At 67.8% G+C, this 13,234-nt stretch carries 15 protein-coding genes; 11 read left to right on the forward strand and 4 right to left on the reverse strand.

Annotated features, from left to right (window positions below; all coding sequences use genetic code 11):
- Window positions 1-190: 190 nt before the first annotated feature.
- A complete protein-coding gene (locus ABZS43_RS23620) occupies window positions 191-634 on the forward strand; it encodes a DUF2267 domain-containing protein (protein ID WP_355038114.1) in 444 nt (147 codons plus the stop codon).
- Window positions 635-666: 32 nt separating this feature from the next.
- Here the strand turns inward: ABZS43_RS23620 and ABZS43_RS23625 are convergent, their stop codons facing one another.
- Window positions 667-1,644, reverse strand: a complete 978-nt coding sequence (locus ABZS43_RS23625; protein ID WP_355038115.1) for a magnesium transporter — start codon at window positions 1,642-1,644, stop codon at window positions 667-669.
- Between the two features lie 383 nt (window positions 1,645-2,027).
- Here ABZS43_RS23625 and ABZS43_RS23630 point away from each other — a divergent pair, with 383 nt between their 5' ends.
- From ABZS43_RS23630 to ABZS43_RS23640, 3 genes are all read left to right on the forward strand, one after another.
- The gene (locus ABZS43_RS23630) at window positions 2,028-2,537 is read left to right on the forward strand and encodes a hypothetical protein (RefSeq protein ID WP_355038116.1); all 510 of its coding nucleotides are present in this window, start codon (window positions 2,028-2,030) and stop codon (window positions 2,535-2,537) included.
- 7 nt (window positions 2,538-2,544) lie between these two features.
- A complete protein-coding gene (locus ABZS43_RS23635; protein ID WP_355038117.1) occupies window positions 2,545-3,201 on the forward strand; it encodes an SRPBCC family protein in 657 nt (218 codons plus the stop codon).
- A 133-nt stretch (window positions 3,202-3,334) separates the two neighbouring features.
- Window positions 3,335-4,267, forward strand: a complete 933-nt coding sequence (locus tag ABZS43_RS23640) for a universal stress protein (RefSeq protein ID WP_355038118.1) — start codon at window positions 3,335-3,337, stop codon at window positions 4,265-4,267.
- Between the two features lie 19 nt (window positions 4,268-4,286).
- On the opposite strand, the gene ABZS43_RS23645 is transcribed toward ABZS43_RS23640, so the two are convergent.
- Window positions 4,287-4,955, reverse strand: a complete 669-nt coding sequence (locus tag ABZS43_RS23645; protein ID WP_355038119.1) for a response regulator transcription factor — start codon at window positions 4,953-4,955, stop codon at window positions 4,287-4,289.
- Window positions 4,952-6,058 (reverse strand): histidine kinase, encoded by a 1,107-nt coding sequence (locus ABZS43_RS23650; RefSeq protein WP_355038120.1) that lies wholly within the window; start codon window positions 6,056-6,058, stop codon window positions 4,952-4,954. Before ABZS43_RS23650 ends, ABZS43_RS23645 begins: the two co-directional genes overlap by 4 nt.
- Before the next feature lie 217 nt (window positions 6,059-6,275).
- Between ABZS43_RS23650 and ABZS43_RS23655 the strand changes: the two genes are divergently transcribed.
- Complete coding sequence (locus tag ABZS43_RS23655; RefSeq protein ID WP_355038121.1) at window positions 6,276-6,683, forward strand: DUF6223 family protein; 408 nt, start codon at window positions 6,276-6,278, stop codon at window positions 6,681-6,683.
- Here the strand turns inward: ABZS43_RS23655 and ABZS43_RS23660 are convergent.
- Window positions 6,634-7,935 (reverse strand): APC family permease, encoded by a 1,302-nt coding sequence (locus ABZS43_RS23660; protein WP_355038122.1) that lies wholly within the window; start codon window positions 7,933-7,935, stop codon window positions 6,634-6,636. The two genes, ABZS43_RS23655 and ABZS43_RS23660, sit on opposite strands and share 50 nt — an antisense overlap.
- A gap of 49 nt (window positions 7,936-7,984) precedes the next feature.
- Between ABZS43_RS23660 and ABZS43_RS23665 the strand changes: the two genes are divergently transcribed.
- The 6 genes from ABZS43_RS23665 to ABZS43_RS23690 all read left to right on the forward strand — a co-directional run bounded on the left by ABZS43_RS23665 (window position 7,985) and on the right by ABZS43_RS23690 (window position 13,230).
- The gene (locus tag ABZS43_RS23665) at window positions 7,985-8,146 is read left to right on the forward strand and encodes a hypothetical protein (protein WP_355038123.1); all 162 of its coding nucleotides are present in this window, start codon (window positions 7,985-7,987) and stop codon (window positions 8,144-8,146) included.
- Between the two features lie 265 nt (window positions 8,147-8,411).
- Window positions 8,412-9,275: an ABC transporter permease gene (locus tag ABZS43_RS23670; protein ID WP_355038124.1), complete on the forward strand. Its 864-nt coding sequence runs from the start codon at window positions 8,412-8,414 to the stop codon at window positions 9,273-9,275.
- On the forward strand, window positions 9,275-10,159 hold the full coding sequence (locus ABZS43_RS23675) for an ABC transporter permease (protein WP_355038207.1): 885 nt from the start codon (window positions 9,275-9,277) through the stop codon (window positions 10,157-10,159). The genes ABZS43_RS23670 and ABZS43_RS23675 overlap by 1 nt, the downstream gene beginning before the upstream one ends.
- Before the next feature lie 7 nt (window positions 10,160-10,166).
- The gene (locus ABZS43_RS23680) at window positions 10,167-11,192 is read left to right on the forward strand and encodes an MlaD family protein (RefSeq protein ID WP_355038125.1); all 1,026 of its coding nucleotides are present in this window, start codon (window positions 10,167-10,169) and stop codon (window positions 11,190-11,192) included.
- Window positions 11,189-12,205 carry an MlaD family protein gene (locus ABZS43_RS23685; RefSeq protein ID WP_355038126.1) on the forward strand — a complete coding sequence of 339 codons (1,017 nt, stop codon included), beginning with the start codon at window positions 11,189-11,191 and terminating at the stop codon, window positions 12,203-12,205. Before ABZS43_RS23680 ends, ABZS43_RS23685 begins: the two co-directional genes overlap by 4 nt.
- Window positions 12,205-13,230: an MlaD family protein gene (locus tag ABZS43_RS23690; RefSeq protein WP_355038127.1), complete on the forward strand. Its 1,026-nt coding sequence runs from the start codon at window positions 12,205-12,207 to the stop codon at window positions 13,228-13,230. Before ABZS43_RS23685 ends, ABZS43_RS23690 begins: the two co-directional genes overlap by 1 nt.
- Window positions 13,231-13,234 lie beyond the last annotated feature (4 nt).

Consider the following 13,234-nt stretch of genomic DNA (forward strand, 5'->3'; position numbering starts at 1 on the left):
TCCAACAATCCATCGGCGACACCCTCGCCAAAGCACTACTCGCCGGCGACATCACCGACGGCGACACCGTCAAAATCAACCTCGACACCAACGGAGACACACTCACCGTCAGCACATGATCCGCACCGCGCCGCCCACAGTCGTCCCGACCGTGGGCGGCGCGCCGCCATCCCGCGATAAGGAGACCTCGATGTATTCGACAGACCCATTCGCCCCAGCGTTACGTCGAGCACACGATTGGCTCAGCGATATCGTCGTCGCCGTCGGCACCGAGGACCCGGCGTTCGCCTATCGACTCGTGCGGGCATGGCTGCACACGGTGCGCGACCACCTGCCGGTGGTCAACTCCGCGCACTTGAGCGCTCAGCTTCCCGAACTCTTTCGCGGACTGTTCTACGAAGGCTGGAAGCCCGCGGGTGTCCCGAAACCGCACGACCTGGATTCTTTCGTAGCCCAGTTCGCCGCCACGGCAGAAATCGACCCGGCAGAAGTGCCCGCCCTGGCCGGCGCGGTGACCACCGCCCTCGCACAACTGTTTTCGCCGGGCCAACTCGACCACGTCTTCGAAGTCCTACCCGAGCGCATCAACGCCGTACTTCGCGGGGAATACCCCGCGACATTCCCCATCGAATGAAGGCGACGACCGGAGTCGAGCCCTGATCGGTCTCAACCGACGATTATCGAGCTCACAGTCAGGTAGACGAAGATCGATATCAGATCTTGGATCACCGTCGCCAGCGGCCCAGACCCGAACGCGGGATCGACCCCGAACTTCGAAAAAGACCACGGCAACACCATCGCCACCGCGGCGGCAACCGAACAAGCCGACAACAGCGACAAACCTACCGCCGCGGATACCGCGGCATCGTGCCAGAACAGCAAGGTCAGCGGGTACGCGACGACGGCTATCAGCGCGCCGATCAGCAAGCCGGTGACGGATTCGCGCCAGAGAATGCGTTTGATCCCTACCCCGACGGACAGGCCGCGGATGACCAAGGCCTCTGTCTGAGTACCGACCGCATCGGCCAGGTAGACGATTCCGGGGATGAAGAAGGCGACCAGGACTTGGCGTTCCAGTTGCGCTTGAAAAGCGTCGACCAATCCTGCCGCCAGCATCGCGCCGACCAATCCGACCAGCAGCCACGGAAGGCGATGCCACAGCCTCAGGCCGACGGATTCGGTGCTCGCCGACCGAGCTCCCGCGGTGGAAGCGAGGTAACCCGACAACCGCGCGACATCCTCGTCGTGTTCTCCCAGCAATACCGTGAGCAACCGCTGTGGCGGGATCACGCCCATCCAGTTCCGATCCGCGTCGATGACCGCCAAACCCGGTTCATCGTGACGCAACGCTTCCCAGACGGCATGCTCCTGATCCTGATGCCCGGCCACCGTCGGGGGGTCGGGATCCATCACCTCTGCCATCGTCGCGTGATCGTCGGCCGCGAGCAGATTCTCGATCGTGAGCAGCCCCGCCAATCGCTCGCCCTCGCAGATCGCGACCACAGCGACACTGGCGAACCGTCGCCCCCTCATCCGAGCGAGTACCTCGCCGACGGTGTCATCGGGTGCGGCCGATGGCACGTCGCGATAGGCGTGCGCGGCAGCTGTCGTCAAAATCTCGGGGGGACTGACCGGTGAACTCACCGCCGCACGGTATCGCCATACGGCCGCCCCGGCACGACGACCCCTGTTCGGCGACCGGCCCCGGTGCGGTCGACGGTTGAATCCGTTGGTCCCCGACTGCGGGGCAGAATTCCTCTCACCGACGACCATCGAGTCCGGCACGCTCCAACCATGACGATTTGCGTGCGCGGTGTGCCCGCTCCATTGGGGTGTCGCGGTCGCCGAGTCCACCCCCAGGCCACGGACTCGATGCCGACGCGCTCGGCGACGCGCAATTGCTGACTGGCGAAACTACCGAGGAGAGGTTGCCCGGGATGTCTGGCAGCTCGACCATCACATTTCACGACTCATGGACTCGAATCGCGCGCATGTGGTTGATGCGACCGTGGAGTTCGAATCCGCTGATGCGGCCTTCCGACCGCGTCGAATCCGTCCTCCGCATCGTGGTGGTGCTGGCCGGGGTCGTCGCGGTGCCGCTGTCTTGCGCGATCGGCACCCAGGTGTACTCCTCGAATGCCGCACAGATCCGGACCGAGCACGCGACGAAAAGCGCCGTCGTGGCTACGATCACCGCCGCTCCGACGGACCGGGGTCGCCACTCCGAGGCAACGGTCAGCTGGACCGACGCCGGGCAAACCCGCACTGCCACGCTCGACGTACCGCGCAGCGCCACCCTCGGCGAGCATGTGACGGTATGGTTGGAGCCCGATGGCAAGCTCACCAGCACACCTCGCGAACCCGAGGCAGCCGCGCTGTCCGGGATCGGCGCGGCAACAGTTCTCTTGGTCGGTGTGTGGGTGAGCGGATGGTTGTTGGTCCACGGCGCCACCGGGCTCCTGACACGCCGCAGACTCGCCCGCTGGGATCGCGATCAGCTCGCCTTCGGCGGTCGCATCACCGAAGATCGACAGTGAGATCGGCATGCCTATGAAGACGACCACCGCGTGCGCGATCGGGCTCGGGACCTACCTTGTCGGCCTGACGGTAGGCTACCAAGTGCTGCTGCGCGAGAGGTGCCTGAACTGGGGCACGACGCCCGACGAGGTAACTCGAACCATGCCGGGAGACGAGCTGCTGTCCGCGCCGGACATCGTCGCCACCAGGGCCGTCACCATCGACGCCGCACCCCCTGCGATCTGGCCGTGGCTGGTCCAGTTGGGCCCGGGCCGAGGCGGCGCATACACCTACGACTGGATCGAGAATCTCCTCGGGTTGGATATGCACAGCGCCGAGGAAATCCTGCCCCAATTCCAGAACCTCACCGTGGGTGACACTTTCACACTCGGTAAGAGCGGCCCGACGATGCGCGTGGCCGTCCTCGATCCCGAACGCGCACTCGTGTTCAGCTCGAGCGACGGGAACTGGGTCTGGGCGTTCGGGCTCTACCCGCAGCACACCGGAACCAGGTTGGTCAGCCGCAACCGCATCGCGACACCGACCGCCTCCGCTCCGGTTCGGCTGTTCAACCGATTGATCATGGAGCCGGGAAGTTGGGTGATGGAGCGGAAGATGTTGCAGGGCATCAAACAGCGCGTCGAACGCGTCGCCGTCCCGACCACCGACGCGGCTCGAACCTGAGTCCGCACGCCACACCCGCGCGTAGTACGACGAGGACGTGCGGACCCCGCGTCCGAGACCAGCCCGAAACATGTCGGAATCCCCCGAGATTAGTACCGAAATCGATACCCCCGAGTCCCGAAAGGCCGCACAGATGAATTCCCACCGAGTGAATTCCCACCGAGACGACCCGGATTCGCAGCAGTCGGCCCCGATCGTGGTCGGCGTCAACGGTTCCGAAGGTAGCGATCTGGCCCTGCGCTGGGCAGCCGAGACCGCCGGGCAGCGCCACCGCCCACTGCATATCGTGTACGGAATCGATCTCCTGATGGTGAGCTCGACGGCGGGCAGCCATGACGTCATGACACCTTCGGTCATCGACGCGGTTCGCGCCCACGGCACAACGGTTCTCGCGAACGCGGCCGCGGTGGCCCGACAGGTCGCGCCCCAACTCGAGGTCGATACCGAGATCTCCGACGACTCACCCGCCCGCCTGCTGATCGATCACTCGAAGACCGCACACCTGGTGGTGCTCGGCGCCACCGGCAACGCGGGTACCTTCGCGCACCTGGGCTCGACACTGCTCGCGGTGACCAGTCACGGACACGGTTCCACCGTCGTCGTCCGCGCCACCGGCACAGAGCAGAATCTTCGCCACGACGGCCCGGTCGTGGTCGGCATCGACGGCAGTCCCGTCAGCGAAGCCGCGATCGCGGCAGCATTCGCCGAGGCCTCCCTGCGCGGCGCCGAACTTGTCGCGGTGCACTCCTGGAGCGACTGGGACGCAGGCAAATTCGCGGGCGAACAATCCCTGGCAATCGACGCGAACCAGATGGAGACCGCGGAGGCCGCCATCCTCGCCGAGCGCCTGGCCGGATGGCAGGAGAAATACCCCGATGTCGCGATCACCCGCAAGGTGTATCTGGCCGGGCCGACACAGCAATTGACGCAATGGTCGAGATCCGCCCAATTGGTGGTCGTCGGCAATCGCGGACGCGGCGGGTTCACCGGCCTGTTACTCGGTTCCACCAGCAACTTCTTGGTCCAGCACGCCCACTGCCCGGTACTGGTCGCCCACTCCGCGTAGGTACGAGATCCCGAGGCTCTCACTTCCATCGCGTCCCGACGGTTACCAGGCCGGATTCGTAGGCGAGAACGACGAGTTGGGCGCGGTCGCGGGCGTGGAGCTTGGTCATGGCTCGATTGATATGGGTTTTCGCTGTCAGCGGGCTGATCACCATCCGGTCGGCGATCTCGTCGTTGGACAGCCCTCGCGCGGCCAGGGCTACGGCCTCGCGTTCGCGATTGGTCAGTTCCTTCAGCCCCGCGCCGGTGCCGGTGTCGAGCGGCTGGGTGACGTACCGGTCGATCAGTCGGCGGGTGATCGACGGCGCGAGCAGCGCGTCGCCGCGTGCGGCGACGCGTACGGCGTGCAGGAAATCCTCCGGCTCGATGTCCTTGACGAGGAATCCGGCCGCGCCGGCGCGCAACGCGTTGAAGACGTGCTCGTCCAAGCCGTAGTTGGTCAGGATGACGACGTGCACCCCGGCCAGGGCCGGGTCCTCGGCGATGCGGCGGGTCGCCTCGATACCGTCGATGACCGGCATCTGAATGTCGATGAGCGCGATGTCGGGCAGGTGTTGCCTGGCCAGCGCCAGGCCCTCGTTCCCGTCGGCGGCCTCGGCCACCACCTCGATGTCATCCTCGAGGTCGAGCAGCGCGCGGAATCCGCTGCGAATGAGCGGCTGGTCGTCGACCAGCAGGACACGGATCATGACGCTGAGTCCACCGGTAGTTCGGCCCGTACGCAGAAGCCGCCCTCGCCGCGCGGCGCCGCCCGCAGGCGACCGCCGAGAGCGGTGACCCGTTCGCGCATCCCCAGCAACCCGACACCGGGCACCGGTGCGGTGTCCGAGGTGGCCCTGCCGTCGTCGTCGACCCGGATGACCAGGGCGTCGGAGCGGTAGTCGATCCGGACCGTCGCGGTCTCGGCCCCGGCGTGCTTGGCGATGTTGGTCAGGGATTCCTGGATGATCCGGTAGCCGGTCCGGTCCACCGCGGCCGGCACATCCCGGCGTTGTCCTTCGATCGTCAGTGTCGCGTCCAGACCGGAGGTACGGGCCCGTCGCACCAGGTCCGGGATGTCGGCGAGCCCTTGCGGCGGGCTCTTGTTGTCATCGCGCAGCGCCTCGAGGGTCGCGCGCAGTTCCCTGGCCGCCTCACGACCGGCATCCCGGATCACCAGCAGGGCCTCCGGCACCTCTTCGCCCCGCTTGCGGGCCACGTGGACGGCGGCTTCGGACTGCACCTTGATGACCGAGATCTGGTGGGTGAGCGAATCGTGCAACTCCCGCGCGATATGGAGCCGCTCCTCGTCGGCGCGGCGCCGCGCGGTCTCCTCCCTGGTGCGCTCGGCCTCGTCCGCCCGCCGCTCGGCCTGCCGCAGTGCCTCCCCCGCCGCACCGGCGGCGATCAGCCAGGCCAGTTCGAGGGAGTCCCTGGCCCGCGCGAGCGCCTCACCCATCTCGTGCAGGGATACCAGGGCCGCGAGCGGGAGGGTGAGCAGCAAGATCACCGACGCCGCCACGGTGATCCCGCGGTGTCCCGCCCGCACTGCGGCATACACCGCGAACAGGAACGCGACGGCGGGCACGTCGAAACCGAGGGCTTGGTATCCCAGCGCGCACAACCCGGTCACGGCCAGCACGGTGACCGGAGCCCAACGCCGCGCGGCCAGCGCCAGACCGCCGGTTACCAACAACGCGTAGCCCAGCGGGTCGAGATTCGCGGCGGTGTGTTGTTTGGACAGCCCGGTGGCCAGCAGGATCGCCGCGACCGCGACGGCGATCGCCCCATCGCCGATACGTCCCTGGCTCATGGGTGCACCATAACCGGATTTTCGCGGCGGCGAATCCGGCGCCCGGATGATGGGCCGCGTACCGCACACGCGGTACTTCTCGCAGCCTCTACACCATCCACGGTAGTCGGTTGCGGCAACCACGGCAGCGTGAATTGCCCATGGCTGCACGATGTTCGGCGGGCGGCCGACGAGCACGATCGAGGAACGTTCATTCGTTCGATAGAGGGAGCACCTCATGTCCATACGTCACCGGCTTGCCGCCGTCGCAGCCATGCTCGGTGGTTTCGCGCTTGCCACACCTACGGCCGCGCACGCCTCGGTCCAGCCCGCCGCCGCCGGCGTCGGCACCTTGAGCTCGGGGCGACTCGGGGCCATCGTGGCGACACTGGTCGGGCTGACCGGCGTGATCATCGGCGGTCTGGCCCTGGCCCGCTCCACCGGTCGTTTCGGCAACGGCAACGGGGCCGTCGTGGCAGTGGTGGCGGGGCCGATAGGCATGGCCATCGGAGGGCTGGTTGTCGCCACTTCCGACGGTGGTGTCGGCACCGGCAACGGGCTGGGCGGTGCCTACGTGGCCTTGGTGGTCGGACTGATCAGCACGGTTCTCGGCGGCCTCGGCCTCGCCCGGGCGAACCGGTGCTGAACTTGCGGCGGACGGTGTAGATCGCGGCGCCGATGGCGACGACCCCAGCACCGGCGAGCACCGAGGTCAGCGGCAGTGTGAAGGCGAGCGTCAGGCATCCGAGCAACCCGATCACCGGGATCGCCCTGGCCGGGCGGCCCTCGGACGCGGTCAGTGTCCACGCGGACGCGTTGGCGACGGCGTAGTAGAGCAGCACGCCGAAAGAAGAGAATCCGATCGCGACACGGATATCGGCGGTCGCGGCAGCCACGGCGACGATGACGCCGACGGCGATCTCAGCGCGGTGCGGCACCGCGAACCGGGGGTGCACCGCCGCCAGGGTGTGCGGCAGGTGCCGGTCGCGGGCCATCGCCAATGTCGTGCGCGAGACGCCGAGGATCAATGCCAGCAGCGATCCCAGCGCGGCGACGACGGCTCCGACCCGCACCACCGGTTCCAGCCAGCCCGCACCGGCTGCCCGCACCATGCCCGACAGCGGTGCGCTCGCCTCGGACAATCCCCGCGGCCCCAGCACCGTCAGCGCCGCGGCCACGACCACCGCGTACACGAGCAACGCGATTGCGAGGGCGAGCGGAATCGCGCGGGGTATCGTGCGCGCCGGGTCGCGCACCTCCTCACCGAGCGTGGCGATCCGCGCGTATCCGGCGAAGGCGAAGAACAACAGACCCGCCGCCTGCATCACCCCCGAAACCGTGATGTCGGAACCGAATTCCAGCCGTGCCACGTCGGCGGTTTCGGAGGTGAATGCCGCGACAACCGCCGCGGCGAGTACGGCCAGCACGATCGACACGATCACCCGGGTCAACAGCGCCGACTTCTGTATGCCGCGGTAGTTCACCCCCGTCAACGCGACGACCGCCGCGACAGCGACGGCGGTGGTGTGCTCGGGCCACGCGTACGCGCCGACCGTCAGCGCCATCGCCGCACAGGACGCGGTCTTGCCGACGACGAAACACCACCCCGCCACATACCCCCAGAACTCGCCGAGCCGTTCGCGCCCGTAGACATAGGTGCCGCCGGAGGCCGGATACCGGGCGGCCAACCGCGCCGACGACGTCGCATTGCAGTAGGCCACCACGGCCGCTATCGCCAGCCCGAGCAACAGCCCCGATCCCGCCGCCCGCGCCGCTGGGGCCAGGGCGGCGAAAATTCCCGCCCCGATCATGGAACCGAGCCCGATCACGACAGCATCGGTCACCCCCACGCTGCGAGCCAGCTCGTCGGGCGTGTCTGTCCGGTTTGTCTTGGACACCGCACTCCTGTCGTAGACCCAATCCGGTCAATCAGATCAAGCTCATTTGATGTATTTGTACATCCACTGGAGCGTCCCCGACCCGGCCGCATCAGGTGACACCGACGCGGACAGCTACCCGATCTTCCAGGCCACCGCCGCCGAAATCGATACCCGCATCCGCTATCTGCTGCCAGTCCTCAACCAACCGCGGCACCGCGACAAGGACTGAAATGACAACACCCCGCGAATACGCCAGCGTCCGATACCTCGTCGTTCGGCCGATCGTCGCGACCACCCACCTTCACGACAGCGCACGGCCGATCATCGTGAGTCTTCGTATGGTTTCGGCCGATCATTCGTATCCATTCGCCTGCGAATTGGTTCCTGGATTGATAGTCTGATGCACACTCAACTATCAATCCGCGCCTCCCCCTCGGCTTCTCGCTCGACCGGCGACGCACAGGTGGCGATCGGATCTCGTTCGAGGAGTGGACGTGTCGGATCAGCACACGTCGATGGTCGCGTGGCCGTCGGACCGCACCTGGGGCAGCCGCCCCGGCGTCGCGGGCGCCCTGTGGGAGCGAACCCTTTCCAGCACACGCACATTCGGCCGCACGGTCCGGCTCGGCGTACGCTCCACCGTCCTGCTGATCGCCGATCTGACTACCGGACATTTCCCGGCGCGCGAGGCGCTGGTGCAGGCGTGGTTCTTCGCCTCGGTGGCGCTGCTGCCCGCCATTCTGATCTCGCTGCCCATGGGGGTGGTGATCGCCGTGCAGGTCGGCAGTCTCACCGAGAACGTCGGCGCGGGATCGATGGCGGGTGCGGTCGGCGGCATGGGCGTCATGCAGCAGATCGCACCACTGGCGGCCGCGCTGCTGGTGGGCGGGGCGGGCGCGTCGGCGATAGCCTCTGATCTCGGCGCCCGCACGATCCGCGAGGAGATCGATGCGTTGCGCACCATGGGCATCGACCCGCATCGGCGATTGGTCGCGCCGCGAGTGCTCGCGATGACGGTGGTGGCGCCGATGCTGGCGGTGGTGGTCATCCTGATGAGCATCCTTGCCAGCTTTCTCGTCGCCTCGGTGGGGCAGGGGGTCGCGCCGGGTTCCTACTGGTTGTCGTTCGGCAGCTTCGCTCGCGTCACCGATCTGGTCATCTGCCTCGGCAAGTCGGCGGTCTTCGGATACCTCGTCGCCGTGATCGCCAGCCAGCGCGGACTGCAGGCGCAGGGCGGACCGAAAGGTGTGGCCGACTGCGTGAACGCCGCGGTGGTACTCGGTCTGCTCGCCTGCCTGGTGGTGAATCTGATCATCACGCAGATCGTGCTGCTGTTCGTCCCGACGGGACTACTGTGATGGCCGCGCCCGGCGGGCAGTGGACCACGCGCCCCTCGACCTACCGGCCGCGCGGGCTGCGCTGGACCCTGCGGCCGAATCGGATGTGGGCTCCGTTGGAGGAGTTGGGTTTCCAGCTCCGCTTCGGCGTCGCCGCCTGCACCGGCACCGGGTGGGCCCTACGCCGCTACCGCAAACAGGTCGTCGCCGTATTCACCGATCTGGCGTGGGGCAACGGGCGTTCGGTGATCGTCGGCGGCGGCGTCGCCCCGGTGCTCGTCGTGATGGGCGTCGTGGCGGGCGCGATGATCGGCCTGGTCGGCATCACCGCACTGGACACCCTCGGAATGGGGCCGCTGGCCGGTGCCATGTCGGCACTGGCGAATCCGCGCGAACTGGCGCCGCTCATCGCCGCCGTCGGATTCGCCGCGCAGGCCGGGTGCCGCATGACCGCCGAAATCGGCGCCATGCGCATCGCCGAGGAGATCGACGCGCTCGAGGCCCAGGCCATCGAGCCGATCCCGTATGTGGTGTCCACCCGACTGCTCGCCGCGGTGATCACCGTCGTGCCGACCTATCTGATCGCACTCGCGCTCGGCTTCCTCACCACCCGTCTCACTGTCACCGTCGCGCACGGCCAGGCCGCGGGCTCCTTCGAGCACTACTTCCAGATGTTCGTCGAGCCGCGCGATCTCGTGTATTCGCTGATCAAGGTCGTCGTCTTCGTCCTGATAGTCACTTGTGTACACGCCTATCAGGGTTTCTACGCGACCGGTGGGCCCGAGGGCGTCGGGGTCGCCTCGGGCCGGGCGATCCGCGCGAGCCTGGTGCTGATCGCCACCGCGGATATGGCGCTGACCATCGTCATGTGGGGTTTCGACACCGGCATCGGATTCGGGGGGTGAGCGATCCATGAGTCGTGCGATGCGGTTCGCCGAACGAGGTCCCGCGCGGGGCGGCCTGCGATGGCGCGGGGTGGTGATGCTGGCGGTACTGGCGGTGCTCCTGGCCGCGGCATGGCGCACGATCGAGCCGAACCGGGAGGGACAGGCGGCATTCGACATCGTCGCGGTCAGCCTCGGCGACGGTGTCGGTGTCGACACCTCGGTCCGGTTGCGCGGGCGCACGATCGGCTCGGTTGTCGACGTCACCCCGGTCGGCCCGGACCGGCGGCGGGTGCGGGTGAGCATCGAAGCGCCCCGGCTGACCGAGCTGAGCACCACGACGCAGATCCGCTTCGTCTCGGCGAATCTGTTCGGCGCGACCGCGCTGGAACTGGTGCCGATGGCGGGCGGAGTACCGCTGACCGAGGGCATGGTCCTCGATGTCGGCGACCACGTCGACAACTTCACCGTCACCGGCATTCTGCGCGAATCCGGCCGCGCCGTCGCCGACGTGCTGACCCCGACGCTCGCGACTTCGCTCGAAGACGCGGCCGCACTGACCGAGGCGGGCGCGCCCCTGCTCGGATCGGCGCTGCTACTGGCGCGCACCTGGCAACGCACACAACGGGTCTCGCTGGATCAGGCGATCCCGGACGTGGCCGACGCCACCGAAGGAGCGGCCGCGTTCACGCCGTCGGCCCTGAATATCCTGACCGCGCTCGCCTCGGTCGACGAACTCGACGACGACCGTCACATCCGACAGGCGTCCGACACCATCTCCGAGGTGTCGAACCTCGTGTTCGCCTTCGCCGGACAACTCGTCGGCGCGCTCGGTCCCACCTCCGGCGCGGTGGACATGTTGCTGGACATGCTGATTCCGCTGAATCAAGCCATGCGCGGAGTCACTCCCGCGCAGGTCGCCGATCTCAGCGCGGGTATCGACGGCGCACTGCGTTCGTCCGGCGACGGCGTTGTGCTCGATGTGGAGATCCTGATCGATAGTGTGCCCGCCTTCGGGCTGCCCCTGCGAGCCACCGGAGGGGCAGCGCGATGAGAACACCCCGTGCCGCCGCGGCGCGCCTGCTCGCGCTACTCCTCGCGGTGATCGCCATCCTGGCGCTGGTAGTGCAGGCGATCACCCGGCCCGTCGGCGGCGAAACCCTCACCTACCGAGCGGAATTCGGTGACGTATTCGGGCTGCAGGACGACGCCGACGTCCGGGTGCGGGGCGTACAGGTCGGCAAGATCACCGATATCTCGCTCACCGCCGATCATCGGGCGCTCGTTCGACTCACGCTGCTCACCGAACACCGGTTGCGCGAGGGCGATCAGTTGGCCATCCGATTCCAGAACCTCACCGGCCAGCGCTATCTGGCCGTACTGCCCGCCGACGCGCCGGGCCCGCCGCGGGACCCGCGCGAGACGGTGCGCGACACCATCGATTCCTTCGACATCACCACCGTCTTCAACGGCCTGCGTCCGCTGCTGCGCGAAGCGGATCCGCAGGTGTACAACCGATTCGCGCGGAATCTGGTGGCGATGATCGAGGGCGGCGGCGGCGATATGGCCCCGGTGCTGCGCGATCTGGGCGCGCTGGCCTCCTACGCCGAGGACCGGACCGCGGTCATCACCACCATCGTGGCGAATCTGGACGACCTGTCCCACAAACTCCGGGGCCGCTCGGAGAACCTGCAGAACATCCTGCGGGTCTTTCACTCCATCTTCATGCCGGTGGCGAGCCGGATGGAGGAGTTCCTGAGCCTCATGCAGAAGGGATCGGTGGAGATGACCGAGATCGTGCGCACCGCCGAAGCGTTGAGCCGACTGCTGCTCGGCGCCCGCGACAGCTCCGACGCGCTCACCGAGCGCATCCGCCAAGCCATCCCGGACACCGCCGAGGCGGTGCGGTCGCTGTCGGCCCTGCCGGGGGTGCTCGAATCGCTCAACGCCCTGATCCCGAAATCCGAACCGACCCGACGATGTTCTGACGGCACCTTCGCCCCGCCCGTCGCCGCCTCGATCCTGCTGCACGGCAGGCGGCTGACCGTCTGCGAGGGGAGTCACTGATGCCCGCGCGAGCCGGAACCAGACGACCGTCGCTGTCCTTCGGCGGCGAGGAGATCTCCCCCCGCGCGCAGACCGTGTGGGCGCTGGCGAGTGTGATCGTCCTCGCGATCGCTTTCGCCGGCGTCGGCGCGCTCTACGCGAATCCGCCCGGCAGTTCGGCCTACCGGCTGCTGCTTCCGGAGACGGCGGGTCTGAGCGCCGGTGACGGGGTGCGCATCGCCGGGGTTCCGGTCGGCAGGGTGACCTCGGTCCAATTGCGCGACGGCAACGTCGAAGTCGCGTTCACCGTCGACGCCGACCAGCGTATCGGCGACCGCACGGCCGCCGATATCCGTATGCTGACCCCGGTCGGCGGCCTGTATCTGGCCCTGCTGCCCGCAGGCGAAAAACCCTTGCGCGGACCGATACCCGCCGAACGCGCGCGACTGCCCTACGTCATCGGCGACCTCATCGGCGAGAGCGTGCAGATCACCGAGCAGGTCGACACCCGATCACTGCGCACCACCCTCGACGCGGCCTCGGGCGCGCTCACCGACACGCCGGGCACGGTGCGCGAGGCGGTATCCGCGCTGGGTGCGGTGATCGGCGCGATGGCCGCGCAGCGCGACCAGGTGCAGGGCCTGCTTGAACTGTCCAACGAGTACCTGTCCACCGTCCACGACAACCAGGTCCTCGCCACCGAGGTGGTCCGCGCCTACGCCGTCCTCGGGCCGCAGATCGTCGCGGCCCGCTCGGAAGTGGAGATCTTCGCCGACAAGGTCACCGCGGTCGTCGGTCTGCTGTTCGACTTCCTCGCCGGCCCGTACTCCGAAACCCTGGAACCGCTGTTCTTTCCGCTCGAGCAGAGCGCGGACCTGGGCAGGGAACTACTCGCCTCCACCGACGCCGTACTCGGGCAGTGGCGTCACACCCTCGAAGCACTCGCCGCGCTGGCCGGACCCGATGGGCGGGCGCTGATCGACCAGAGCGGGCTCACCGTCCATCGGCCGGACGTATGCCTGCCGGTTCCGGGAGCGGGGTGCTGAGACG

It is taken from the genome of Nocardia sp. NPDC005366 (assembly GCF_040606855.1).
Taxonomy (GTDB): Bacteria; Actinomycetota; Actinomycetes; order Mycobacteriales; family Mycobacteriaceae; genus Nocardia.

What these genes read in the sequence shown, in the direction of transcription:
- ABZS43_RS23620 (WP_355038114.1), top strand. Translation starts at nt 191, where the DNA reads ATGTATTCGACAGACCCATTCGCCCCAGCGTTACGTCGAGCACACGAT.
- ABZS43_RS23630 (WP_355038116.1), top strand. Translation starts at nt 2,028, where the DNA reads ATGCGGCCTTCCGACCGCGTCGAATCCGTCCTCCGCATCGTGGTGGTG.
- ABZS43_RS23635 (WP_355038117.1), top strand. Translation starts at nt 2,545, where the DNA reads ATGCCTATGAAGACGACCACCGCGTGCGCGATCGGGCTCGGGACCTAC.
- ABZS43_RS23640 (WP_355038118.1), top strand. Translation starts at nt 3,335, where the DNA reads ATGAATTCCCACCGAGTGAATTCCCACCGAGACGACCCGGATTCGCAG.
- ABZS43_RS23645 (WP_355038119.1), bottom strand. Translation starts at nt 4,955, where the DNA reads ATGATCCGTGTCCTGCTGGTCGACGACCAGCCGCTCATTCGCAGCGGA.
- ABZS43_RS23650 (WP_355038120.1), bottom strand. Translation starts at nt 6,058, where the DNA reads ATGAGCCAGGGACGTATCGGCGATGGGGCGATCGCCGTCGCGGTCGCG.
- ABZS43_RS23655 (WP_355038121.1), top strand. Translation starts at nt 6,276, where the DNA reads ATGTCCATACGTCACCGGCTTGCCGCCGTCGCAGCCATGCTCGGTGGT.
- ABZS43_RS23665 (WP_355038123.1), top strand. Translation starts at nt 7,985, where the DNA reads ATGTATTTGTACATCCACTGGAGCGTCCCCGACCCGGCCGCATCAGGT.
- ABZS43_RS23675 (WP_355038207.1), top strand. Translation starts at nt 9,275, where the DNA reads ATGGCCGCGCCCGGCGGGCAGTGGACCACGCGCCCCTCGACCTACCGG.
- ABZS43_RS23680 (WP_355038125.1), top strand. Translation starts at nt 10,167, where the DNA reads ATGAGTCGTGCGATGCGGTTCGCCGAACGAGGTCCCGCGCGGGGCGGC.
- ABZS43_RS23685 (WP_355038126.1), top strand. Translation starts at nt 11,189, where the DNA reads ATGAGAACACCCCGTGCCGCCGCGGCGCGCCTGCTCGCGCTACTCCTC.
- ABZS43_RS23690 (WP_355038127.1), top strand. Translation starts at nt 12,205, where the DNA reads ATGCCCGCGCGAGCCGGAACCAGACGACCGTCGCTGTCCTTCGGCGGC.